This window comes from Janthinobacterium sp. CG_23.4, assembly GCF_029892305.1.
Taxonomy (GTDB): Bacteria; Pseudomonadota; Gammaproteobacteria; order Burkholderiales; family Burkholderiaceae_D; genus Janthinobacterium; species Janthinobacterium lividum_D.
The window spans coordinates 4,535,745-4,560,120 of record NZ_JARXUX010000001.1 but is presented as its reverse complement, the minus strand read 5'-3'; the positions used below and the strand labels follow the sequence as shown (position 1 = coordinate 4,560,120).

Sequence of the window (24,376 nt, the reverse complement as noted above, 5' to 3'; positions counted from 1 at the left end):
TCTCAAGCCACCTCGTGCCCGCGCGCGGCGCGCAGGATGGCGAACCAGTCGCTGCGGCTGAGCGAAAATTGCGTGCCTTCCACGGCTACGCCCAAGGCCTCGATGCGGCCCGAGCCCGTCAACGGCAGGGGGCGGCATGGTAGTTGCATGATCCAGGCAAACACCACGCTGGCAAACGGGCGCTGCAGTTGGTCGGCGATCTGCTTGATGACATTGCGCAAGTTTTCCACATTCGCATCGCCACCCTGGAACAGCCGGCCACCGGCCAGCGGCGACCAGATCATCGGCGCCACCCCCACATCCTGCAGGCCGTCGAAAGTTTCGTCGAACAGGGGCGCCACGTGCAACGGCGAAAACTCTACCTGGTTCGTCACGAGCGGGAAACGTCGGTGCAGGCACTCGAACTGGTGGCGGCTAAAGTTCGACACGCCAAAGTGCAGGACCTTGCCCGCTTGTTGTAGCTGGGTAAACGTCGCGGCGATCGCGTCGAAATCCATCAACGGATCGGGGCGGTGGATCAGCAGCAAATCCAGACGGTCCGTGTGCAGTTGGCGCAAGGTGTGTTCCACGGAACTGGTGATGTGTGCCGCGCTCGTGTCGTAATGCTGGATGGCATGACCGGGACGGTGCGGTGAGAGCAGCTTGATGCCGCACTTGCTGACCAGTTCCATCTTGTCGCGCAAGCCTGGCTGCAGGGCCAGCGCTTCCCCAAACAAGCCTTCGGCGCTGTAGTCGCCATAGATATCGGCATGGTCGAAACTCGATACGCCCAACGCCAGGCATTGCTCGATGAAGGCCAGGCGCTGCTGCGCCGACATATTCCATTCGCCGATGCGCCACATGCCGGCGACGATGCGCGACAGTTCGGGACCGTTGTGGCTTAAACGGCTGCGCGGTGCTTGCAGGCTGGCGGGAAACACATGGCTCATGGGCTGGCTTTCTGATGGTGGCGTGGAGGGACTTGCCACGATTATAGCCAGCTAATCTATAGCATGCTGCGCTGAAGTCATTGGACGCGGCGCAAGACGAAAAAAATGCCCGCAGTGTCTGCGGGCATTTTTTAGGGGGATGCTCAGTGCTTCTCAGTGCTTATTTCATCCACAGGCGCATCGAATCCCAGGCGCGACCAAAAATGGTGGCCTGGTTGATGGTTTCCAACGCTACGACAGGCAGTTCCAGCAGAACCTTGTCGTCCACCATCATTTTCAGTTTGCCGACCGAGGCGTTTTCAGCCAGTGGCGCGACCAGCGGGTCCTTGCGTTCCAGCACCGGCTTCATTTTGGCAGCCATGCCTTTTGGCACGGTGACGAGCACATCGCGCGCAAAACCGATTTTCACGGTGCCTTTCGAGCCTTTCCATACTTCCGGCGTGGCCACTGCCTGGCCTTTCGAGTACAGCTTGACCGTATCGAAGTTCTGGAAGCCCCAGTTCAGCAGCTTCTGGCTCTCCTGCGTACGCGCCTGGTCCGACGAAGTGCCCAGCACGACGGAGATCAGACGGCGCTCGCCGGTGCCACCTGGACGGCGGGCCGAAGCGATCATGCAATAGCCCGCCGCTTCCGTGTGACCGGTTTTCATGCCGTCCACGGTCGGGTCCAGCCACAGCAGGCGGTTGCGGTTAGGCTGGGTGATCTTGTTATACGTGAAACTTTTAACCGAATCGATCTTGTAGAATTCCGGATAGTCGGCGATCACGCGCTGGGCCAGGACGGACAAGTCTTGCGCCGTGGAATAGTTATCGGGGCTAGGCAAGCCATGCGGATTGGCAAAACGCGTATTTTTCAGGCCCATGCGCTGGGCTTCGCGGTTCATCAGCACGACGAAGGTGCTTTCATCGCCGGCAACAGCTTCAGCCAGTGCCACGGCGGCATCGTTACCCGATTGAATCATCAGGCCATGCAGCAAGTCGTCGATCGACACAGGAGTGGCCGGGTCGATGAACATCTTTGAGCTGCTCGAGTCGACTTTCCAAGCGCGCACGGAAACATTCACTTTTTGGTCCAGCGCCAGTTTCTTTTCGCGGATGGCGGCGAAGGTCAGGTAAGCGGTCATGATCTTGGTCAACGATGCTGGCTCGATGCGCGCGCCCGGATCTTGCGAAGCAATGATCTGGCCACTGGTGGCGTCGAGCAGCAACCAGGACTTGGCGGCGATGGTCGGAGCTGGAACGCTCTGGGCGTAGGCGGCGGATAGGAAAAGTACACTGGAGGCCAGTGCCGCTAAAAGTTTTTTCATGGAGGCTGGTCTGCGAAAAAGATGAAGGCTGGGGGCCATGTTGTTATTAACATGGCCACGTGGAAAAAACGGATCAATTATAGCCGTGGAGACGGTAGTAAGCCCACACTTCAATGATCATCTGCTGCGATGGCGGGTTTGTCACCATGCCACAGGGCAATCACGAGGTTCTTGATGTGATTGAGCTTGCGGTGGAAAAAGTGGTCGGCGCCGGGGATCACGATCACGGGAATGTCCTGTGGACGGGCCCAGTCGAAGACGGCAGACAGGGGAATCGTGTCGTCCAGTTCGCCATGGATCAAAATCGTGTCGGCCGGAATCTCCGCCATGGCCCACTTGCCAGCCGCACTGCCGATCAGCGCCAGGCGCTCGACGGGCGTGCCGGCGGCGGCCAGGCGTTCCTGCAGTTTCGATTGCACGAAGGTGCCGAACGAGAAACCGGACAAGGCCACGGGCAAGCCTGGATACAGGCTGCGCATGTGTTCGTACAGCAATTGCATGTCGTCCGTTTCGCCCGCGCCATGGTCGTGTACGCCTTCGGAAGCACCGACACCGCGGAAATTGATGCGCGCCACGACGTAACCGAGGGCGACAAAGGCGCGCGCCAGGGTTTGCGTGACCTTGTTATCCATTGTGCCGCCATACAGCGGATGCGGGTGGGCAACGAGGGCGATGCCGCGCGGGGTGTCTGCAGGGAAATCAAGCAAACCTTGCATGCTGCCCGCATGGCCGGCCAGGGTAAATTTTTCCGAGTTTCTGTTCATGATGCTCATACTGGTGGCATTGTCTTAAATTGGCATTAAATCTTCAGGCGTTCGACGACCTTGCCACCCACCAGGTGCGTATCGATGATTTCATCGATATCGCTGGTGTCGACATAGGTGTACCAGGTTGCTTCCGGATAGATGACCAGCAGCGGGCCTTCTTCGCAGCGGTCCAGGCAGCCGGCCTGGTTGATGCGGATCTTGCCTGCGCCATTCATGTCGAGTTCCTTGATGCGGCGCTTGCAATGCTTTTGCGCCGCTTCCGCGCCATGGTCGCCGCAACTGTTGCGGCCGTCTTCACGTTTATTCATGCAGAAAAAAACGTGGCGTTCAAAATACGGTGCGTCGCTCATACTATGCTCCTGCTGATTCATGAATGCGCCATGATAGCGCTTATAGGGGGTCTTCGCGACGCTGGCGTTGCGCATCGTCCTGCCGGTTCAAGCGGTGCGAGGGCAGGCACAGGAACCACAGGGCCATGAAAGGCCATAGCAAGGCCAGGAATTGCGCCGCGCCATTGAAGTTGAGAAACTTACCTTGTACCCAGCCTTGCAAGGTAGACATGAAATACGGGTTGATCGGCGTTGTATTCACCATCACTAGGCTCAGCAGCAAGGTGGCGGCCGCAATACGGCGCTGTGCCACGTGGGGTGCGAATGCCAGGCCGCCGAGCATGATCAGGCCGATCAAAAAGCCGCCCTGGGCGCCCGGCGTGATCCAGACGAAAGCGTTTTCCGGCGAAAACAGCAGCGCGCTGGCCATCGAACGCACGATCAATGCGGCGACGATCAGGCTGAGCATCAGCACGGCGCGCGGCGCGGCGCGGCGTAGCAGGCACAGCAAGGTGAGCACGGCGCCCGTCATGCCGCAAGCCGTGATGATGGTTTCCGATAGCCAATATTGCTCTACAGTCAATATTGCATCGGGGCGCAGGTAGGACGCCAGGTCGATGTCCATGTCCATCAGGCTGGAAAGCCAGTCCGACAGGATGGGCAGCAGCTGGCCCAGGCCGAACAGATAGCCTTGCGGATAAATTTGCGCCAGCGGCCACAGAGCCACGAGTACCAGGCCCTGGCTGGCGTGCTGGGCAAACCAGCGCTGGCGCAAGCGGTACAGATGGCTATGGTCGAGCAGCTTGCGCGCCGTCAAGGCACCGACGATGGCGCCGATGAAGCAGCCAGCCGAATTGGTATAAAAGTCGAGATTCGATGAGACGCGGCTGGGCAGGTAGGTTTGTACCGCTTCCATGCCGCCGGAAATAAGGACGCCGCACAGGCTGGCGATCACGATGGCAAAGAAACCAGTCATTCTTGGAAACAGTGAATACACGATCAGCGCGCCCAGCGGGACGTAGCCGACGATGTTGATGCCCACGTCAAAGCCGGTCCAGTAGCGGGGCATGTGCGTGTTTTCCAGGAAAGTCAGCGGCGACAAGCCATTGCTGTGCCAGCCCGTGAACGGGAACCAACTGGCGTACACGATCAGAAAGACGTAGGCGAGCAGGGTCGCGCGCGATACGGGCGACGAGCGTGCGGGCGGCAGTGGCGCTGGCGAGCTGGCAGGGGCTGCGGATGCGCTCATTCTGTAGCGGTCATTCTTTCGCGATGGTCAGCGTGCCCAGCCAGGACAGCAGGTCGGCGGCGATGGCGTCCGAGGCCGCCGCCAGTGCCTGCGCGCCGCCTTGCGCATCGGCGCTGTTGGCCGGGCTGCTGCGGCTGAAGGTTTTCTGGTTGATCAGGCGGTGCCCGCGGAACAGCGAGATGCGCAGCGAGACGTGGCCGCTGCTGCGCGTTTGCGTATCGAAGTTTTGCGAAAAATCGTCGACGTCGATGCGCAGCAGGGGCATGCCGGCGGCCGCGTCCGTGGTCGACAGCACTTTCACGCCGCTCTGCGCTAAGCGGGTTTTCAGGCGCTGGCTTAATAGTTGCAGCGGCGGCGTGTTCCAGCGGTTGTAGGCGTACGGACGCGATTGCTGTGCATCGGCGTACAGCAATCGGTAATACATGCGCTGGCTGTCCAGCCAGGAAGGGCCGGTGGCGTCGGCCATGACCAGCACGGGCACGCCTGGTGCGGCCGCTTGTGCCGCCGCTGCTTGCGGCGCGGCAGGGCCGAAATCATAAAACGTGGGAACGGGGCCGCGGCTGGCGCAGCCGCCCAGCAGGAAAGTGCCGGCCAGGGCCAGCACGGTGACGTTGCGTGAAAGTTGCATGGTGCGTTCTCCTTATTTGCCCGGCGCCGAAAAACCGGGCTCGCCCGGGCCGGGCGGGATGTCTGGGGCGCCGAACAAGATGCTCTGCGGCTGTTCATTGAGCGTGCTCATGGTCGTTTTCAGTGCGCGCATCGAGGAGCGCGCCTCGCCACTCAGTTCGATGACCTGCGGCAGCACTTCCAGCGATACGCCATTGGCCACCGTTTCCACCGAATGGCCGACCCGTTCGACCGTGCCATTCACCTTCTCCAGCACGCCGCCTGGCGCTTGGATGTCGTTACCGAGTTTTTTCCAGGTGGCCGTCAAGTCCGATACGTTCTTGCTGGCCGTACTGACGGCTGTCAAGGTTTGTCGCGTTTGTTCCGTCAGTTGCGGCAATTGCGTCAAGGTTGGCGCCAGTTGCTGCGGAATGGCGCCAAAGGCCTTGGCCGCCTTACCCACTTCATTGAAGGCGCCCAGCATGGCCGCCTGGTTGTCGGAACTGAGCAGATTGTTGACCTTGTTGGTGATCTGCTCGGCCTGGTCGAGGATGCGCTTGCCGCGCTTTTCCAGCTGGTCGAGCAAGCCGGCACGCAGGGGAATCAGTGTCGGCTTGTCCTTGCTGGTGCCCAGCAGTGTCGAGCCCACATGTTCATCGTCGAGCTGGATATAGGCAATGCCCGTTACGCCCTGGTAGCCCAGGGTGGCAAAGGTGGTGTTGGTGATGGGCGTGTCGGGCGCGACGCTGATGTGCACGAGGATTTGCCCCGCTTTTTGCGCGTCGAAATCGATGCCGTCGACCTTGCCCACTTCCAGGCCCCGGTAGCGCACGGTGGCCTGTGGATTGAGGCCCGGTACGGACAGGGTGGTGGCCAGCAAGTACGGGACCCGTTCCACGCGGTCGCGGTTGAACCAGACGCCGAACAAAACGGCGGCCACCAGCAGGGTGAGGGTAAAAAATCCCGTCATCAGGGCATGTGATCTGTTTTCCATTACTCCTCCGCTTTCTTGTCTGTACCGGCGTCGTCGCCTGGCTGTGCGGCCTTGGCTGCCGCCTGTTTTTCGTCCAGGACGGCCAGCGCGCGCTTGCCGCGGTCGCCGAGGAAAAATTGCTTGATGAAGCGGTGGTCCACTTCGATCACTTCGCGCGTGGGGCCGAGGGCGATCACGTGTTTTTCAGCCAGCACGGCGATACGCGTGGACAGGGCGAACAAGGTGTCGAGGTCATGCGTGACCATCACCACCGTCAAGCCCAGTTCGCGGTGCAGCGACTGGATCAAAGAGACAAAGCTTTCCGACAAGTCCGGGTCCAGGCCGGCCGTCGGTTCGTCCAGGAACAGCAGTTTTGGCTCCAGCGCCAGGGCGCGCGCCAGCGCCACGCGCTTGATCATGCCGCCCGACAAGTCAGACGGCATTTTCAGCGCATGCTCCGGACCCAGTCCCACCATGTTCATCTTTAACAGCACCGCGTCGCGTATGAGTGCTTCAGGCAGCACGCGCAGTTCGCGCATCGGCTGTGCCACATTGTCGAACACGGTCAGGGCCGAATACAGCGCGCCTTGCTGGAACAGCATGCCCCAGTGGTTACGCAATTGCTGCAACTGGTCCGAGCTGGCCTTGTTAATATCTTCGCCAAATACTTTGACGCAGCCCCGCGCCGGATGTTCCAGGCCCAGCATCTGGCGCAGCAGTACCGTCTTGCCCGTGCCGGAGCCGCCCACGATGGAGAGGATTTCGCCCCGTTCGATTTCCAGGTTCAAGTCCTGGTGCACGACGGTGCGGCCGAACTTGGTCCACAAGTTGGTGATTTCCACCACGGGTGCGCTGCCATGCAGGTTGAAGCGGCCCTCGTTGCCCTCGCGCACCTTGCCAGCGATATCGTTGTGAGTCATCAATATCCTACTCCATTGAAGACGATGGCAAACACGGCATCGGCCAGGATCACCACGGTAATAGCCGTGACGACGGCGGTGGTGGTGCCGTGCCCCAGGCTTTCCGTATTGGCCTTGATGCGCAGGCCGAAGTGGCAAGAGACGAGAGCGATCAGCATGCCGAAGATAACGCCTTTGCCCAGGCCGATCATGTAGTTGGCCAGCGGTACGGCATCAGGCAGCTTCTGGATGAAGTAGCGCGCCGACAAGTTCAATTCCACCTTGGCCGCTACCATGCCGCCGATCAGCGCGGCCGTATCCGTCCAGATGACAAGCAGGGGCATGGAAATGGCCAGGGCCAGTACTTTCGGCATGATCAGGCGGAAACCGTGCGAAATGCCCATCACCAGCATGGCGTCGAGCTCTTCCGTGACGCGCATGACGCCCAGTTGCGCGGTGATCGACGAACCCGAGCGGCCAGCGACGAGAATGGCCGCCAATAACGGCCCCAGTTCGCGGATGACGCTCATGCCTAGCAGGTTGACCAGATAAATATCGCCGCCAAAGGCGCGCAGCTGCTGTGCCGATAGATAGGACAGCACCACGCCGATCAGAAAACCCACGAGCGCCGTGATGCCCAGCGCCTGGAAGCCCGCATGGAATATATTGGCGGAAATTTCACGCCATGGTCCGCGCATGGGATGGCGCGCAAAGCGGCCGATATCTTGCGTCACCTGGCCCACCAGGGCAATAAAACCCTTCAAATGTTCGAAAAACAGCAGCATGGTCATGCCCAGCTTCATCACGGGCGTGAGGCGGTTGGCGCGCGAGGACGGCGTTTCCAGGGGGCCCGTTTCTTCTATGCGCCGGAAAAACTCTTCCAGCGAAGGCGCCAGGGTCAGCTGCGCTGGGCGCTGCTTGCCCCAGGCGTTCCAGAACAGCTGGGCGCCGATATGGTCAATGCTGTCGATCTGCGACAGGTCCCATTGCACCTTGGCATCGCCCTGCAAGGGCTTGAGCTGGGCGTCGATGGTCTTGATGGCATTGTCATGCGCCAGCGCGTGCACTTGCCAAGTGCCGCTGGCAGTGACAAGGGATCCCTGTTGGGAGCTGGTCTGGGAGAGGGTCAGTTTCGGCGATTGTACAGTCGGCATCGCACCAGTTTAAGGGAGAATGGCGCAGACCGCCACCGCTGTTCAATCGCCATCATCTCAGGACGCCAGGTGGCGCGCCTGTCGCTGTGGCAGGGCGCTGTCCGGGCGCACCTTGGCACCGCTAGTGTTCACTTCGTTTGTTTTGGTCTGCGTGGCCGCTTGCGCGCCACCGGCATAGTCGCTTGCCACCAGGGCGTGGGCCTCAAGCGCGCTCATGCCGCGCGTTTGCAGCCATTGCGCTACCAGCTTGGCCAGGCGCTCCATGGCGATGCGGTGGGTGGCATCCGTGTGGGCGTACAGCCAGTTCGAAAAGTCCATGAAGTTTTCAAACGGTGCATCGCCGAGCATCCATTGCACCGTATTGGCGAAGCGGCCCGAATTGGCGACCAGGTCCCAGTAGCGCGAGAAGCGCACCAAGCGCTGCATGCTCATGAAATCGAGCTGTGTATTTGCCAGGATGGTGTAGGGCGGGTGCGGATCGAACACCATGCCAAAGTTTTCCGTATGGCGGATGATGGGCGTGCCGCGCAGCCGCTTCAATATACCGAACTGGATTTCATGTGGTTTCAAGGCGACCAGCTTGTTGAAGCCCGCCGCAAAGCTCGCTTCATCCTCGCCCGGCAAGCCGGCGATCAAGTCCACGTGCAAGTGGGCGTTTGATTCTTCGCAAAGCCAGCGAATGTTATCGGCGGCCTTTTGATTATCTTGCTTGCGGCTGACCAGCGATTGCACGTCGGGATTAAAACTCTGGATGCCAATTTCGAACTGCAGCGCACCGGGCGGGAACTTGCTGATGCCTTCTTTTAAGGCATCGGGCAAATGGTCGGGCACCAGTTCGAAGTGGGCGTAGATCGGGTCGTCCGGATTGGCCTCGATCTTGTCCAGAAAGAACTGCATGATCTTCAGGCTGGTCTTGATATTCAGGTTGAAGGTGCGGTCGACGAACTTAAACAGGCGGGCACCGCGCGCATGCAAGGACTCCATCTCGGCCAGGAAGTTCTCCAGGGCAAAGGGCCAGGCCGTCTTATCCAGCGCCGACAGACAGAATTCGCATTTGAACGGGCAGCCGCGTGACGCTTCCACGTAAATCGTGCGGTGCCGTATATCGTCGTCCGTATATAAAGAGTAGGGCAGTTGCAGTTCCGCCAGAGGGGCTTGTACGCCAGCATGGATCTTCATCAGCGGCTTGGGGCCATTGAGGATCTCGCCGCATAGCTTGGGGAAGGTGACGTCGCCCCAGCCCGTGATCAGGTAATCGGCCAGCTTGACGATTTCCTGCTCGCCCGCCTCGTGCGACACTTCTGGCCCACCCAGCACGATGATGAGCTCGGGCGCGACGCGCTTGAGCATGGCCACCAGTTTCGTCGTCTCCTCGACATTCCATATATATACGCCAAAACCGATGATGCGCGGCTTGTTCGTCAGGATGCGTTCGACCAGCTCCGTTGTCTTGCTGCCGATGACGAATTCCTGCAGCCGCGTTTGCGCCTGCAATGGCCCCATATTAGCCAGCAGATAGCGCAAGCCCAGCGAAGCGTGGGTGTAGCGGGCGTTCAAGGTGGAGAGCAGGATGGTCATGACGGGTGCGATTCGGGGAAAACAGCCATTTTACGCTGCAACGATGATTTATCCGGATAAAGCTTGCTTCCCGGCTTGGAGTTAGCTATAGTTCGCCTCCCCGATGAGACGCACTAGTTTGCGGCACAAAAGGGACGGCCTCCAGGGGCTGGGTAGTAAAAAAAGAAGGTTGACGAAATGGCCGAAACGCTTCATACTCTTTCTTCTTCGCAGCTGACAAACACAACGCTTTGTCGGTAGCGCGAGAGTGGTAAATAAGTAGTACCGAATACGTTCTTTAACAATTAACAGTCGATAAGTGTGGGCATTTGATGTAAGTGCAGCAGCGATCTTCGGATCGCTGTAAAACTTAAAATATCAAATGTTCACAAGAAATAATGAAATAGGCGCTACGAAAGTAGTGGCCTGTCAGTTTTTTGAGTGAGCGACCCATCAGCAATGATGGTGCCGGTAAAACGGCAAAGTAACAGAGATTAAACTGAAGAGTTTGATCCTGGCTCAGATTGAACGCTGGCGGCATGCCTTACACATGCAAGTCGAACGGCAGCACGGAGCTTGCTCTGGTGGCGAGTGGCGAACGGGTGAGTAATATATCGGAACGTACCCTAGAGTGGGGGATAACGTAGCGAAAGTTACGCTAATACCGCATACGATCTAAGGATGAAAGTGGGGGATCGCAAGACCTCATGCTCGTGGAGCGGCCGATATCTGATTAGCTAGTTGGTAGGGTAAAAGCCTACCAAGGCATCGATCAGTAGCTGGTCTGAGAGGACGACCAGCCACACTGGAACTGAGACACGGTCCAGACTCCTACGGGAGGCAGCAGTGGGGAATTTTGGACAATGGGCGAAAGCCTGATCCAGCAATGCCGCGTGAGTGAAGAAGGCCTTCGGGTTGTAAAGCTCTTTTGTCAGGGAAGAAACGGTGAGAGCTAATATCTTTTGCTAATGACGGTACCTGAAGAATAAGCACCGGCTAACTACGTGCCAGCAGCCGCGGTAATACGTAGGGTGCAAGCGTTAATCGGAATTACTGGGCGTAAAGCGTGCGCAGGCGGTTTTGTAAGTCTGATGTGAAATCCCCGGGCTCAACCTGGGAATTGCATTGGAGACTGCAAGGCTAGAATCTGGCAGAGGGGGGTAGAATTCCACGTGTAGCAGTGAAATGCGTAGATATGTGGAGGAACACCGATGGCGAAGGCAGCCCCCTGGGTCAAGATTGACGCTCATGCACGAAAGCGTGGGGAGCAAACAGGATTAGATACCCTGGTAGTCCACGCCCTAAACGATGTCTACTAGTTGTCGGGTCTTAATTGACTTGGTAACGCAGCTAACGCGTGAAGTAGACCGCCTGGGGAGTACGGTCGCAAGATTAAAACTCAAAGGAATTGACGGGGACCCGCACAAGCGGTGGATGATGTGGATTAATTCGATGCAACGCGAAAAACCTTACCTACCCTTGACATGGCTGGAATCCTGAAGAGATTTGGGAGTGCTCGAAAGAGAACCAGTACACAGGTGCTGCATGGCTGTCGTCAGCTCGTGTCGTGAGATGTTGGGTTAAGTCCCGCAACGAGCGCAACCCTTGTCATTAGTTGCTACGAAAGGGCACTCTAATGAGACTGCCGGTGACAAACCGGAGGAAGGTGGGGATGACGTCAAGTCCTCATGGCCCTTATGGGTAGGGCTTCACACGTCATACAATGGTACATACAGAGCGCCGCCAACCCGCGAGGGGGAGCTAATCGCAGAAAGTGTATCGTAGTCCGGATTGTAGTCTGCAACTCGACTGCATGAAGTTGGAATCGCTAGTAATCGCGGATCAGCATGTCGCGGTGAATACGTTCCCGGGTCTTGTACACACCGCCCGTCACACCATGGGAGCGGGTTTTACCAGAAGTAGGTAGCTTAACCGTAAGGAGGGCGCTTACCACGGTAGGATTCGTGACTGGGGTGAAGTCGTAACAAGGTAGCCGTATCGGAAGGTGCGGCTGGATCACCTCCTTTCTAGAGTTTGCACGAATCAGCAATGATTCACGCATCAAATGTTCACACTTATCGGCTGTTTAATTAAGAAGAAACAGTAGTCGTAGTAGCACCGCGTTGGGGCTGTAGCTCAGCTGGTTAGAGCACCGTGTTGATAACGCGGGGGTCGTTGGTTCGAGTCCAACCAGCCCTACCAGAAAAAACAAGCCTTACCAGCTAATTAGTACATAATTCCCGGGGGATTAGCTCAGCTGGGAGAGCACCTGCTTTGCAAGCAGGGGGTCGTCGGTTCGATCCCGTCATCCTCCACCAAGTTTTACTCGAAAGTACAAACGTAAGCCAGTCAACAAGACTGTGGTTTAGGTTTGATCTTTTAGCGATCAAAGCTGTTTCGTTCTTTAACAATCTGGAAGAAGTAAAGATTATTTATTGATCGGTTTGCTGTAAAAAGCAAATCGATGGGTAATGATTGTATGTATCAACAAACAAGCAACAACGTTGTACTTTCTTATCCCTGTAGCGCTCTTTCATTATGCAAATGATGAGAGGCTAACGTTATAGGGACAAGCGAATAAGTGCACATGGTGGATGCCTTGGCGATTACAGGCGATGAAGGACGTAGTAGCTTGCGATAAGCTGCGGGGAGTGAGCAAACACACTTTGATCCGCAGATTTCCGAATGGGGCAACCCACCCTTTTAGGGTATTGCATACTGAATACATAGGTATGCAAGGCGAACGCGGCGAACTGAAACATCTAAGTAGCTGCAGGAAAAGAAATCAACCGAGATTCCCAAAGTAGCGGCGAGCGAAATGGGAAGAGCCTGTACGTGATAGTCGGACTGATAGAAGAATCCTCTGGAAATAGGAACCGTAGCGGGTGATAGTCCCGTATTCGAAATCAGACCGGTGATACTAAGCGTACGACAAGTAGGGCGGGACACGTGACATCCTGTCTGAATATGGGGGGACCATCCTCCAAGGCTAAATACTCGTAATCGACCGATAGTGAACCAGTACCGTGAGGGAAAGGCGAAAAGAACCCCGGAAGGGGAGTGAAATAGATCCTGAAACCGTGTGCATACAAACAGTAGGAGCGGACTTGTTCCGTGACTGCGTACCTTTTGTATAATGGGTCAGCGACTTACATTCAGTGGCAAGGTTAACCGCATAGGGAAGCCGTAGAGAAATCGAGTCCGAATAGGGCGATCAGTCGCTGGGTGTAGACCCGAAACCAAGTGATCTACTCATGGCCAGGATGAAGGTGCGGTAACACGCCCTGGAGGTCCGAACCCACTAATGTTGAAAAATTAGGGGATGAGCTGTGGGTAGGGGTGAAAGGCTAAACAAACTTGGAAATAGCTGGTTCTCTCCGAAAACTATTTAGGTAGTGCCTCAAGTATCACCATCGGGGGTAGAGCACTGTTATGGCTAGGGGGTCATTGCGACTTACCAAACCATTGCAAACTCCGAATACCGATGAGTGCGAGCTTGGGAGACAGACGTCGGGTGCTAACGTCCGGCGTCAAGAGGGAAACAACCCAGACCGCCAGCTAAGGTCCCAAAGATTGGCTAAGTGGAAAACGAAGTGGGAAGGCTAAAACAGTCAGGATGTTGGCTTAGAAGCAGCCATCATTTAAAGAAAGCGTAATAGCTCACTGATCGAGTCGTCCTGCGCGGAAGATGTAACGGGGCTAAGCCAGTCACCGAAGCTGCGGATATGTGCGCTCCTTTAAGCGCATTGATAGAGCAGAGCTGGGCAATACTTACTTGCGAAGCAAGTTAGTAGAGACCAAAGCTCTTGCGAACATCGAGTGTATTTAAAGGAGCGCACATATGGTAGGAGAGCGTTCTGTAAGCCTGCGAAGGTGTCTTGTAAAGGATGCTGGAGGTATCAGAAGTGCGAATGCTGACATGAGTAGCGATAATGGGGGTGAAAAGCCTCCACGCCGTAAGCCCAAGGTTTCCTGTTCAACGTTCATCGGAGCAGGGTGAGTCGGCCCCTAAGGCGAGGCAGAGATGCGTAGCTGATGGGAAGCAGGTTAATATTCCTGCACCGTCGTATGATGCGATGGGGGGACGGATCGCGGAAGGTTGTCCAACTGTTGGAATAGTTGGTTTTTGGCTCATAGAAGGCGCTTAGGCAAATCCGGGCGCGCAATTCAAGGGGTTGAGACGAGTGAACTTGTTCACGAAGCAATCGGAAGTGGTTCCAAGAAAAGCCTCTAAGCTTCAGTCATACGAGACCGTACCGCAAACCGACACAGGTGGGCGAGATGAGTATTCTAAGGCGCTTGAGAGAACTCGGGAGAAGGAACTCGGCAAATTGGTACCGTAACTTCGGGAAAAGGTACGCCCCGGTAGCTTGATTGGTTTACTCCATGAGGGTGAAAGGGTTGCAATAAACTGGTGGCTGCGACTGTTTAATAAAAACACAGCACTCTGCAAACACGAAAGTGGACGTATAGGGTGTGACGCCTGCCCGGTGCTGGAAGATTAAATGATGGGGTGCAAGCTCTTGATTGAAGTCCCAGTAAACGGCGGCCGTAACTATAACGGTCCTAAGGTAGCGAAATTCCTTGTCGGGTAAGTTCCGACCTGCACGAATGGCGTAACGATGGCCACACTGTCTCCTCCCGAGACTCAGCGAAGTTGAAATGTTTGTGATGATGCAATCTACCCGCGGCTAGACGGAAAGACCCCATGAACCTTTACTGTAGCTTTGCATTGGACTTTGAACCAATCTGTGTAGGATAGGTGGGAGGCTTTGAAGCGGGGACGCTAGTTCTCGTGGAGCCAACCTTGAAATACCACCCTGGTTTGTTTGAGGTTCTAACCTTGGTCCGTTATCCGGATCGGGGACAGTGCATGGTAGGCAGTTTGACTGGGGCGGTCTCCTCCTAAAGTGTAACGGAGGAGTTCGAAGGTACGCTAGATACGGTCGGACATCGTGTTGATAGTGCAATGGCATAAGCGTGCTTAACTGCGAGACTGACAAGTCGAGCAGGTACGAAAGTAGGACATAGTGATCCGGTGGTTCTGTATGGAAGGGCCATCGCTCAACGGATAAAAGGTACTCTGGGGATAACAGGCTGATTCCTCCCAAGAGTTCATATCGACGGGGGAGTTTGGCACCTCGATGTCGGCTCATCACATCCTGGGGCTGTAGCCGGTCCCAAGGGTATGGCTGTTCGCCATTTAAAGTGGTACGTGAGCTGGGTTTAAAACGTCGTGAGACAGTTTGGTCCCTATCTGCCGTGGGCGTTGGAAATTTGAAGGGGGCTGCTCCTAGTACGAGAGGACCGGAGTGGACGAACCTCTGGTGTACCGGTTGTCACGCCAGTGGCATTGCCGGGTAGCTAAGTTCGGAAGAGATAACCGCTGAAAGCATCTAAGCGGGAAACTTGCCTTGAGATGAGATTTCCCAGAGCCTTGAGCTCTTTGAAGGGTCGTTCGAGACCAGGACGTTGATAGGCTGGGTGTGGAAGTGCAGTAATGCATTAAGCTAACCAGTACTAATTGCCCGTACGGCTTGTCCCTATAACCTTAGCAGGTACAGAGGATAAGACGGTACAACGTTGTGAGTTTGTTGATACCATTCATTACCCAAAAATCTTTGCTTCTTCCAGATTCAGGCCTTGTTGCTCTACCGAGAACAAGCGCCAGTACAAGTTATGCCTGATGACCATAGCAAGTTGGTCCCACCCCTTCCCATCCCGAACAGGACCGTGAAACAACTTTGCGCCGATGATAGTGCTGCAACCAGTGTGAAAGTAGGTTATCGTCAGGCTTGTTATTTGGTGCAACAGCTCTCGGCTGTTGCACCTAGAGAAAAACCCCGCCAGCAATGGTGGGGTTTTTTTTCGTCTGTTGGTTTTAGTGTTAGCCCCAGCTATTCAGCAGCAAGATAAAAAGCCCGCGCATCGCAAGAGGCGCGGGCTTTTTTTAGAAACTGTATTGGGCGCTGAAACCTAGCAAGCAATTACGGCCTGGTGCCGCTTCGTAGTAGCGCTTGTTGCTGTCGCCGATGATGAGGGAAGCTACGTAGGTCTTGTCGAAAAGATTGTTCAGGCGGACAAATTGCTTGAAGTGCCAGTTGCCCGTGCTTTGTTTGGCATTCATGCGTACGTTGAACACCGTGTAGCCGGGTGCCGGTTTTTCGCTGTTGCTGTCTTCCGCGTACACTTGCTTGCTGGCCACGCTTTCCAGCGCCGCGCCGAAGCGATCAAGCGTATCTTTCCACGCCAGTTCCGCAAACAGGTTGGCGCTGGGTACACCTGGCAAACGGCTGCCTTTGCGCGCGCTGCCGAAGGCCTGGTCATATACGGCGTATAGGCTGGTCAGCGCCACTTTTGTCGTGAAGCCATATCCTAGGCTGGCGTCCAGAGATACTTCCATGCCCTGGCGCAAGGTCTTGCTGGCGTTGATATAGCTGGTGCGACCATTGCCTGAATTCTTGTTGTCGACCACCAGTTCATCGCTGGTCTTGATCTGGAATACGGCCGCGTTTACATGCGTGTTGTTGTTGAGCCTGGTCTTGACGCCCGCTTCCAGGTTGCTGCTGGTGGCAGGTTTTAGCTGGTAATTGAAGCCGCCGCCCATGCCCGAGTAAAACAGTTCGTTCAGGGTCGGTGCTTCGAAGTCCCGCGCGGCGCTGGCGTACACGTTGACGTTCGGCGTCAGCTTATACAGCAGGCCCAGCACCGGTGTAGTGTGGCTGAACTCGAGCTTGCCGCTGTCGTCGCCATTGCTGAGAAAGTGGTCGTTGACTGCGACTTTCATCTTGCTGTAGCGCACACCTGCACTGAGCAGCCATGGCCCGCCTTGCCATTGCGCCTGAATATACGGAGCGAGGCTGGAGACGACATCGTGCTCGTCGCGGCGTAGCTTGCCTTTTACGCCCAAGCTATTGCCCATGTAATTTTCATGGCCGGTGCGCTTGTCGCTGGAGTGGCCGTAATCGATGCCGATGGTAGTGCTCAGCGTGCCGCCGGCCAACTGGTTCACGTGTAGCCAGTTGCTATCGATGCCATAGAAGTGGCGCTGAAAGTCGACCACGCCGCCCGAATGACTAGCTGGCGCCTGAAACACTCTACTAAAAGCTTGGTACTGGATCACATCGCGGTTGCCGCCATACATCGTCACATGCAGGCGGTCGTCGCCGAATGACTGTTCATAGGTAGCGCCGATTTGCTGGTGGTCAATGCTCTTGCGCGTGTTGTAGCGTTCGGCAAAGGTGCGCTTCGGGTTTTGCGTATCGGTGGTGTCGGTTTCGCCTGCGCGCGGGTTTGTGGCAAACGTGGCCCAGGTGACGCCCAGGGGATCTTGTGTATTGCCTTGGTGCAGGCTGTTGGCGACGATGGTCAGCTTGCTGTCCACATTCGGCTTGAGCGTGATCTTGCCGAACGCCTGTTCGCGCGTGGCAGCACTGTGGGCGCGGAAACCCTGCGTGCGGAAGCGCGAACCGTCCAGCACGTAGCCGATGCCGTCGGCCTGTCCCTGCGCCGAAAGGTCCAGCTTGCTGGTGCCGTAGCTGCCGCCCGTAACGTTCAGCTCCACGGACGGGGGATTTTTCCCAACCTTGGAAAACAGCTGGATCACGCCACCCGAGTGGTTGCCGTAGATGGCAGAGAAGGGGCCGCGCAGCACTTCGATGCGCTCGGCCGTATCGAGGTTGAAAGTGGCGATCTGGCCCTGGCCATCGGGCATGCTGGCGGGAATGCCATCGCTGATCAGTTTGATGCCGCGCACGCCGAAGGCCGAGCGGGCGCCGAAGCCGCGTGAGGAGATTTGCAAGTCTTGCGCGTAGTTCTGGCGGTTTTGCACCACCAGGCCCGGCACGCCAGCCAATGCTTCCGAAGCGTTGACGCGGATTTGGCCCTCCTGGATGCGGGCGCTGTCGACTACATCGATCGAGGCTGGCACTTCCTTGCTGGGGCGGGCGATGCGGCTACCGCTGACGACCACCGTATCCATGACTTGTCCGGCGGCCAGGTCAGCGGACTCGGCGGCGAAAACGTGGGGGGCGAGGGTGGCGCTGCCAGCGACAAACAGGCTGGCAATGGCGTTCAAGCGGAAACGATGCTGCATGCGGGTTCTCCAATCTGAATAAAAGCGTGCTTAGTCGCGTGTGCGTATTGCCGTGCGCAAATTGCCATGGGGCATGGTGATTCCTTCGTGGCACAGGAGCAGGTGTTGCAGTTTGGTACACCTGTTCCATTGTGCAGCAACAAAGGGGCGACGCAGCAGGGCTGGCGTGGATTGGCGCAGGATACACCTGCCTTGTTCAAGACGCGCGCACAGTCCCCCGGGAAGAATCACCGGCGTGCGGCGGTGAGCTGGCACGGCATTTGCACAAGACTTCTTGTACTCACCCCATCTGTACCAAGACGTTTGATATTTATTTCAGTAATTCCATTCTAATTAAGCCGATAGAGGATGACATGAATTTTGCAGACATCAGCAAACTGGGCGTCGCCAACCCTTTCAAGCAACGTTATGACAATTACATAGGCGGAAAATTCATTGCACCAGTAAAAGGTGAATATTTTCCCAATATTACGCCCATCACCGGCTTGCCATTTTGCGAGATCGCCCGTTCCACGGCGGAAGACGTGGAACTGGCGCTGGACGCCGCCCATGCCGCCAAAGATGCCTGGGGCAAGACTTCGCCTGCCGAACGCGCTAACATCTTGAACCGCATCGCCGATCGCATCGAACAGAATTTGAGCCTGATCGCCACGGCGGAAACCATCGATAACGGCAAGCCGATCCGTGAAACGATGAATGCCGACATTCCGCTGGCCATCGACCATTTCCGTTACTTCGCCGGATGTATCCGCGCGCAAGAAGGTTCCGTCGCACAAATCGATGCGGAGACCTATGCTTATCATTACCATGAGCCGCTGGGTGTCGTGGGCCAGATCATCCCTTGGAATTTCCCGATTCTGATGGCCGTGTGGAAACTGGCGCCAGCCCTGGCCGCCGGCAATTGCGTCGTCTTGAAGCCGGCCGAGCAAACTCCCGCCTCTATCATGGTATTGATCGAACTGATAGGCGACTTGCTGCCGCCTGGTGTGTTGAACATCATCAATGGTTTTGGCCTGGAAGCGGGCAAGCCGCTGGCGTCGAGCAAGCGCATCGCCAAAATCGCGTTTACGGGCGAAACGGGCACGGGCCGTTTGATCATGGGTTACGCGGCGCAAAACCTGATTCCCGTCACCCTGGAACTGGGCGGCAAGTCGCCGAACATCTTCTTTGAAGACGTGATGGATGCCGACGATGATTATTTCGATAAGTGCCTGGAAGGCTTCACCATGTTTGCGCTGAATCAGGGAGAAGTGTGTACCTGCCCATCGCGCGTGCTGATCCAGGAATCAATCTACGAAAAATTCATCGAACGTGCATTGAAACGCGTGGCTGCCATCAAGCAGGGCAATCCGCTCGATGCCAGCACCATGATCGGCGCCCAGGCTTCGCAGGAGCAGTTGGAAAAAATCCTGTCCTACCTCGATATCGGCCGCCAGGAAGGCGCCGAAGTGCTGGCTGGCGGCGAGCGCAATACACAGGCAGGCGACCTGGAGGGCGGTTATTACGTGCGTCCGACCGTCTTCAAGGGCAACAACAAGATGCGTATCTTCCAGGAAGAGATTTTCGGGCCTGTCGTCTCCGTGACCACCTTCAAGGATGAGGCCGAAGCGCTGGCTATCGCCAACGATACCTTGTATGGCCTGGGCGCCGGCTTGTGGACGCGTGACGGTTCGCGCGCCTTCCGCATGGGACGCGCCATCCAGGCCGGCCGCGTATGGACCAATTGCTACCACCTGTATCCAGCCCATGCCGCATTCGGTGGCTATAAGCAATCAGGTATAGGACGTGAAAACCATAAGATGATGCTCGATCACTACCAGCAAACGAAGAACTTGCTGGTGAGCTATAGCCCGAAAGCCCTGGGTTTCTTCTAAACTGGCACACGCGCCGCGCTCTTAGCCAGGCGCGGCGTGCAGAAAGGGATGCCATGAATGCAATAATTGCCCGGGTAGTCGCCACCGAAGCGGCGCTTGAAATGATGGACAAGTTGCGCGAGCGTCACGGCCCATTGATGTTTTTCCAGTCGGGCGGTTGTTGTGATGGCAGTGCGCCCATGTGCTATGCGCTGGGCGAGTTCGATGTCAGCGATACCGATATCTATCTCGGTCATTTGAATGGCACACCGTTTTACATGGGAATCGAGCAGTTCGCTTACTGGGAGCATACCCAGTTGATTATCGATGTGGTCGATGGCAATGGCGGCATGTTTTCACTCGATAACGGCACGGGCAAGCGCTTCTTGACGCGCTCACGCCTGTTCACCGATGAAGAGTGCGCGTTGTTGCATGCCCAGCCGCTAGAGCACAGCAAGACCTGATACACCTATGCTCATCAGTATGGGCAGCGCAAGACGTCGCACTTCTTTCCGCATCTGCTATAAACTATTTCAGATGTGGAAGCTTGCGATAGATCGTGTTGCGCGATACGCCCAGGGCCCTGGCCGTGGCCGAGACGTTGCCTCCATGCGCATCGAGCGACTTGCGGATCACATTTTGTTCCATCTCTTCCAGGTTGGCGCCGGCGGCGATCATGCAATCCGCGCCTGGGCTGGCGGCATGGGCTTGCGTCATCTCAATATCGTCGAGGAAATCATCTGGCATGTGGCGCAAACAGATTTCATGCTCGTCGCCAGCCATGACGATGGCCGTGCGCAACAGATTGGTCAACTGGCGGAAGTTGCCAGGCCACTTATGCAGGTGGAACATGCGCAGGATGTCCGGTGTCAGCGTATAGCGCGTGTCGGGCGCTACCGTTGCGAGTATCTTTTTTACGACCGTGTCCAGGTCTGTGCGCTCGCGTAGCGGCGGCAGTTTGACCACCAAGCCGTTCAGGCGGTAATACAAGTCTTCGCGAAACAAGCCCTTGGCCATGCGTTCTCGCAAGTTATGATTCGTAGCGCAAATGAGTTCCACATTCACGGTAATCGACTTGCTGCTACCTAGCGGCGTGACTATGCGTTCTTGCAGCACGCGCAACAGGCGCGCCTGTAAACCAAAGGGCATATCGCCGATTTCATCGAGAAATAGAGTGCCGCCATTGGCTTGTAAAATCTTGCCGATAGCACCTTTCTTGCGCGCCCCCGTAAACGCCCCGTCTTCATAGCCGAACAGCTCGGACTCGATCAGAGTTTCCGGTATCGATGCGCAATTGACAGCGATAAACGGTCCCAAGGCGCGTGGCGAGTCGTTGTGAATGGCTTGTGCCAGCAATTCCTTGCCGGTCCCCGTTTCACCCATGACGAGGATGGGAATATCGCGCCCCAATACCTTGCTGACCTTGTCGATCACCAACTCTAGTTGCGGATCGCCCGTGCGCAGGTAGCGCAAGCCGGACAGGCGGCGCGCCGCGTTGGCAGCATGGCTGGCCGGTGCGAGAACCTGGGCCGGCACGGCGCGAATATCGCCATGCTCGGTGCTGATATTGAAACCGCGTTGGAAGACAGTATTGGCCAGGCGCAATTGTGCGCGACCGTAGACGCGCACGCCGCTGTGCATGCACAGGTTCAATAGACCTGGTGCGGCCGTTCGGTAATGGTCGTACAGGGCAGACACGGGTAAGCCGAACAAGGAACTGAAGGTATGTGATTTCAGCGCGGCAAATGACAGGCCCAACTGAAACAAACCGTTCTTATTGGCGGATAAAAACCGTCCACCCGGCGTAAATGAGGCGATGCCTTCCATCAAGGTACCGATGAATTCGGGGCGGGCATGAAAGTGCACGGTGATGGCATCTTCAAAGGTGGCGGAAAACAGCTGATTTTCGATCATCAGCGCCGACATGCGCACGAGGGCCATCGTATGCTTGTGAAAGCTGCGCTGGTCGCTCGACACGTCCAGCACGCCGATGACCTTGCCGCGGTGATCGGTGATCGGCGCTGCAGAGCAGGTCAAGAAATGATTGGCGGCCAGATAATGCTGGTCCGCATGGACCAGGGTGGGGACTTTTTCCGTGATGGCCGTGCCGATGGCATTCGTACCGCGGCTTTGTTCAGACCACGCTACGCCGGGTTGCAGGGCCACCCGGTTGGCTTTCTCCAGAAAATCATCGTCGCCTAGCGAATGCACGATCACGCCATGGGCATCCGTCAAAATCACCATGTTGTGCGTGTTGACGATTTGCTGGTACAGGGTTTCCATCGCGGGCAACGCGTGCGTGTGCAGCATGCGATTTTGCTCGATCAACAACGACAGATCGGATTTGCCTGCCGGCGTAAAGTCGGGTGTGGCCGTGGGCGACAAGCCAAAGGCGACTGAGCGTTGATGGGAAGTTTCGATGATGACGGGGACCCTGTCCAGTCCTGCTGGCATGGCGTTCCCATCCGCTATGGATGAAAACGGCGCGCTACGGTAAGTAGTTGACGGTTGATACATGATCTCCTTGCCTCCGTTGGGCCCTGTACTGCGGCGCTCTTTTGAATATCGAGAGTGTTACACAATGTAGCACCGGTCACAGACGCGAGCAAAGCAAAGTGAACTGGGCTATATCCATTGTTGCTGTCAGTCCCATAACTGCTCCCCTTATTGGGCAGTGCATGGGCATGCCAAGCGAGTGCGGTATAAGGGCTCCTTTATGGAGTGGAAAAATACCCCTTGCAGGGCGAGCGGGCTAGGGCTATAATTCGCCCCCTCGCGGAACGACGCATGTAAATGCAGAGTAAAGCAGGGTAAAAAAGAAGATTGACGGATTTAGCGAAATGCTTCATACTCCTTCTTCTTCGCAGCTGACAAACACAACGCTTTGTCGATAGCGCGAAAGTAGTAACGGATACAGTTCTTTAACAATTAACAGTCGATAAGTGTGGGCATTTGATGTAAGTGCAGCAGCGATCTTCGGATCGTTGTAAAACTTAAAATATCAAATGTTCACAAGAAATAATGAAATAGGCGCTACGAAAGTAGTGGCCTGTCAGTTTTTTGAGTGAGCGACCCATCAGCAATGATGGTGCCGGTAAAACGGCAAAGTAACAGAGATTAAACTGAAGAGTTTGATCCTGGCTCAGATTGAACGCTGGCGGCATGCCTTACACATGCAAGTCGAACGGCAGCACGGAGCTTGCTCTGGTGGCGAGTGGCGAACGGGTGAGTAATATATCGGAACGTACCCTAGAGTGGGGGATAACGTAGCGAAAGTTACGCTAATACCGCATACGATCTAAGGATGAAAGTGGGGGATCGCAAGACCTCATGCTCGTGGAGCGGCCGATATCTGATTAGCTAGTTGGTAGGGTAAAAGCCTACCAAGGCATCGATCAGTAGCTGGTCTGAGAGGACGACCAGCCACACTGGAACTGAGACACGGTCCAGACTCCTACGGGAGGCAGCAGTGGGGAATTTTGGACAATGGGCGAAAGCCTGATCCAGCAATGCCGCGTGAGTGAAGAAGGCCTTCGGGTTGTAAAGCTCTTTTGTCAGGGAAGAAACGGTGAGAGCTAATATCTCTTGCTAATGACGGTACCTGAAGAATAAGCACCGGCTAACTACGTGCCAGCAGCCGCGGTAATACGTAGGGTGCAAGCGTTAATCGGAATTACTGGGCGTAAAGCGTGCGCAGGCGGTTTTGTAAGTCTGATGTGAAATCCCCGGGCTCAACCTGGGAATTGCATTGGAGACTGCAAGGCTAGAATCTGGCAGAGGGGGGTAGAATTCCACGTGTAGCAGTGAAATGCGTAGATATGTGGAGGAACACCGATGGCGAAGGCAGCCCCCTGGGTCAAGATTGACGCTCATGCACGAAAGCGTGGGGAGCAAACAGGATTAGATACCCTGGTAGTCCACGCCCTAAACGATGTCTACTAGTTGTCGGGTCTTAATTGACTTGGTAACGCAGCTAACGCGTGAAGTAGACCGCCTGGGGAGTACGGTCGCAAGATTAAAACTCAAAGGAATTGACGGGGACCCGCACAAGCGGTGGATGATGTGGATTAATTCGATGCAACGCGAAAAACCTTACCTACCCTTGACATGGCTGGAATCCTGAAGAGATTTGGGAGTGCTCGAAAGAGAACCAGTACACAGGTGCTGCATGGCTGTCGTCAGCTCGTGTCGTGAGATGTTGGGTTAAGTCCCGCAACGAGCGCAACCCTTGTCATTAGTTGCTACGAAAGGGCACTCTAATGAGACTGCCGGTGACAAACCGGAGGAAGGTGGGGATGACGTCAAGTCCTCATGGCCCTTATGGGTAGGGCTTCACACGTCATACAATGGTACATACAGAGCGCCGCCAACCCGCGAGGGGGAGCTAATCGCAGAAAGTGTATCGTAGTCCGGATTGTAGTCTGCAACTCGACTGCATGAAGTTGGAATCGCTAGTAATCGCGGATCAGCATGTCGCGGTGAATACGTTCCCGGGTCTTGTACACACCGCCCGTCACACCATGGGAGCGGGTTTTACCAGAAGTAGGTAGCTTAACCGTAAGGAGGGCGCTTACCACGGTAGGATTCGTGACTGGGGTGAAGTCGTAACAAGGTAGCCGTATCGGAAGGTGCGGCTGGATCACCTCCTTTCTAGAGTTT

The 24,376-nt window shown here is 56.2% G+C and carries 14 protein-coding genes, 2 tRNA genes and 4 rRNA genes; 8 read left to right on the top strand and 12 right to left on the bottom strand.

The features are described from left to right. Nucleotides 1-2: 2 nt before the first annotated feature. From H4V96_RS20475 to H4V96_RS20430, 10 genes are all read right to left on the bottom strand, one after another. The gene (locus H4V96_RS20475) at nt 3-929 is read right to left on the bottom strand and encodes an aldo/keto reductase (protein WP_196857085.1); all 927 of its coding nucleotides are present in this window, start codon (nt 927-929) and stop codon (nt 3-5) included. A gap of 160 nt (nt 930-1,089) precedes the next feature. Then, the gene (locus H4V96_RS20470) at nt 1,090-2,235 is read right to left on the bottom strand and encodes a D-alanyl-D-alanine carboxypeptidase family protein (RefSeq protein ID WP_010401984.1); all 1,146 of its coding nucleotides are present in this window, start codon (nt 2,233-2,235) and stop codon (nt 1,090-1,092) included. 110 nt (nt 2,236-2,345) lie between these two features. Further along, on the bottom strand, nt 2,346-2,999 hold the full coding sequence (locus H4V96_RS20465) for an alpha/beta hydrolase (RefSeq protein ID WP_196857077.1): 654 nt from the start codon (nt 2,997-2,999) through the stop codon (nt 2,346-2,348). A 35-nt stretch (nt 3,000-3,034) separates the two neighbouring features. Beyond that, entirely contained in the window at nt 3,035-3,352 is a 318-nt protein-coding gene (locus H4V96_RS20460) for a ferredoxin (protein WP_029496727.1), read from the bottom strand. A gap of 40 nt (nt 3,353-3,392) precedes the next feature. Beyond that, complete coding sequence (locus tag H4V96_RS20455) at nt 3,393-4,580, bottom strand: VanZ family protein (RefSeq protein ID WP_196857078.1); 1,188 nt, start codon at nt 4,578-4,580, stop codon at nt 3,393-3,395. Between the two features lie 10 nt (nt 4,581-4,590). Beyond that, nucleotides 4,591-5,208 carry an ABC-type transport auxiliary lipoprotein family protein gene (locus H4V96_RS20450; RefSeq protein WP_196857079.1) on the bottom strand — a complete coding sequence of 206 codons (618 nt, stop codon included), beginning with the start codon at nt 5,206-5,208 and terminating at the stop codon, nt 4,591-4,593. 12 nt (nt 5,209-5,220) lie between these two features. Beyond that, nucleotides 5,221-6,180 (bottom strand): MlaD family protein, encoded by a 960-nt coding sequence (locus H4V96_RS20445; protein ID WP_196857080.1) that lies wholly within the window; start codon nt 6,178-6,180, stop codon nt 5,221-5,223. After that, nucleotides 6,180-7,079 (bottom strand): ATP-binding cassette domain-containing protein, encoded by a 900-nt coding sequence (locus tag H4V96_RS20440; RefSeq protein WP_196857081.1) that lies wholly within the window; start codon nt 7,077-7,079, stop codon nt 6,180-6,182. The genes H4V96_RS20445 and H4V96_RS20440 overlap by 1 nt, the downstream gene beginning before the upstream one ends. Further along, nucleotides 7,079-8,212: an ABC transporter permease gene (locus H4V96_RS20435; protein ID WP_196857082.1), complete on the bottom strand. Its 1,134-nt coding sequence runs from the start codon at nt 8,210-8,212 to the stop codon at nt 7,079-7,081. Before H4V96_RS20435 ends, H4V96_RS20440 begins: the two co-directional genes overlap by 1 nt. Before the next feature lie 57 nt (nt 8,213-8,269). Then, a complete protein-coding gene (locus H4V96_RS20430; RefSeq protein ID WP_196857083.1) occupies nt 8,270-9,790 on the bottom strand; it encodes a radical SAM protein in 1,521 nt (506 codons plus the stop codon). A gap of 475 nt (nt 9,791-10,265) precedes the next feature. On the opposite strand from H4V96_RS20430, the gene H4V96_RS20425 reads away from it, so the two are divergent. The 5 genes from H4V96_RS20425 to rrf all read left to right on the top strand — a co-directional run bounded on the left by H4V96_RS20425 (nt 10,266) and on the right by rrf (nt 15,564). Then, nucleotides 10,266-11,796, top strand: a 16S ribosomal RNA gene (locus tag H4V96_RS20425). Nucleotides 11,797-11,894: 98 nt separating this feature from the next. Then, a tRNA-Ile gene (locus tag H4V96_RS20420) sits at nt 11,895-11,971 on the top strand. A gap of 40 nt (nt 11,972-12,011) precedes the next feature. Continuing rightward, a tRNA-Ala gene (locus tag H4V96_RS20415) sits at nt 12,012-12,087 on the top strand. A gap of 249 nt (nt 12,088-12,336) precedes the next feature. Beyond that, a 23S ribosomal RNA gene (locus H4V96_RS20410) occupies nt 12,337-15,314 on the top strand. Nucleotides 15,315-15,451: 137 nt separating this feature from the next. Further along, nucleotides 15,452-15,564, top strand: a 5S ribosomal RNA gene (gene rrf, locus H4V96_RS20405). The 16S, 23S and 5S rRNA genes sit together here with 2 tRNA genes alongside, the layout of an rRNA operon. 155 nt (nt 15,565-15,719) lie before the next feature. On the opposite strand, the gene H4V96_RS20400 is transcribed toward rrf, so the two are convergent. Next, nucleotides 15,720-17,864 carry a TonB-dependent receptor gene (locus H4V96_RS20400; RefSeq protein ID WP_280721131.1) on the bottom strand — a complete coding sequence of 715 codons (2,145 nt, stop codon included), beginning with the start codon at nt 17,862-17,864 and terminating at the stop codon, nt 15,720-15,722. A gap of 353 nt (nt 17,865-18,217) precedes the next feature. Here H4V96_RS20400 and adh point away from each other — a divergent pair, with 353 nt between their 5' ends. Beyond that, nucleotides 18,218-19,738, top strand: coding sequence for an aldehyde dehydrogenase (gene adh / locus H4V96_RS20395; protein WP_196857145.1), 1,521 nt, complete (start codon nt 18,218-18,220; stop codon nt 19,736-19,738). Nucleotides 19,739-19,791: 53 nt separating this feature from the next. Next, nucleotides 19,792-20,181: a DUF779 domain-containing protein gene (locus H4V96_RS20390; protein WP_196857146.1), complete on the top strand. Its 390-nt coding sequence runs from the start codon at nt 19,792-19,794 to the stop codon at nt 20,179-20,181. Nucleotides 20,182-20,245: 64 nt separating this feature from the next. On the opposite strand, the gene H4V96_RS20385 is transcribed toward H4V96_RS20390, so the two are convergent. Then, on the bottom strand, nt 20,246-22,171 hold the full coding sequence (locus tag H4V96_RS20385) for a sigma-54-dependent Fis family transcriptional regulator (RefSeq protein ID WP_196857147.1): 1,926 nt from the start codon (nt 22,169-22,171) through the stop codon (nt 20,246-20,248). Between the two features lie 665 nt (nt 22,172-22,836). Here H4V96_RS20385 and H4V96_RS20380 point away from each other — a divergent pair. Continuing rightward, nucleotides 22,837-24,367 (top strand): 16S ribosomal RNA (locus H4V96_RS20380). Nucleotides 24,368-24,376: the final 9 nt, after the last annotated feature.

Excerpts from the sequence above, each read along its gene's own strand:
- H4V96_RS20440 (WP_196857081.1), bottom strand. The coding sequence starts at position 7,079 with ATGACTCACAACGATATCGCTGGCAAGGTGCGCGAGGGCAACGAGGGC.
- H4V96_RS20435 (WP_196857082.1), bottom strand. The coding sequence starts at position 8,212 with ATGCCGACTGTACAATCGCCGAAACTGACCCTCTCCCAGACCAGCTCC.
- H4V96_RS20475 (WP_196857085.1), bottom strand. The coding sequence starts at position 929 with ATGAGCCATGTGTTTCCCGCCAGCCTGCAAGCACCGCGCAGCCGTTTA.
- H4V96_RS20450 (WP_196857079.1), bottom strand. The coding sequence starts at position 5,208 with ATGCAACTTTCACGCAACGTCACCGTGCTGGCCCTGGCCGGCACTTTC.
- H4V96_RS20445 (WP_196857080.1), bottom strand. The coding sequence starts at position 6,180 with ATGGAAAACAGATCACATGCCCTGATGACGGGATTTTTTACCCTCACC.
- H4V96_RS20470 (WP_010401984.1), bottom strand. The coding sequence starts at position 2,235 with ATGAAAAAACTTTTAGCGGCACTGGCCTCCAGTGTACTTTTCCTATCC.
- H4V96_RS20460 (WP_029496727.1), bottom strand. The coding sequence starts at position 3,352 with ATGAGCGACGCACCGTATTTTGAACGCCACGTTTTTTTCTGCATGAAT.
- H4V96_RS20465 (WP_196857077.1), bottom strand. The coding sequence starts at position 2,999 with ATGAACAGAAACTCGGAAAAATTTACCCTGGCCGGCCATGCGGGCAGC.
- H4V96_RS20400 (WP_280721131.1), bottom strand. The coding sequence starts at position 17,864 with ATGCAGCATCGTTTCCGCTTGAACGCCATTGCCAGCCTGTTTGTCGCT.
- H4V96_RS20385 (WP_196857147.1), bottom strand. The coding sequence starts at position 22,171 with ATGCCAGCAGGACTGGACAGGGTCCCCGTCATCATCGAAACTTCCCAT.
- H4V96_RS20455 (WP_196857078.1), bottom strand. The coding sequence starts at position 4,580 with ATGAGCGCATCCGCAGCCCCTGCCAGCTCGCCAGCGCCACTGCCGCCC.
- H4V96_RS20390 (WP_196857146.1), top strand. The coding sequence starts at position 19,792 with ATGAATGCAATAATTGCCCGGGTAGTCGCCACCGAAGCGGCGCTTGAA.
- adh (WP_196857145.1), top strand. The coding sequence starts at position 18,218 with ATGAATTTTGCAGACATCAGCAAACTGGGCGTCGCCAACCCTTTCAAG.
- H4V96_RS20430 (WP_196857083.1), bottom strand. The coding sequence starts at position 9,790 with ATGACCATCCTGCTCTCCACCTTGAACGCCCGCTACACCCACGCTTCG.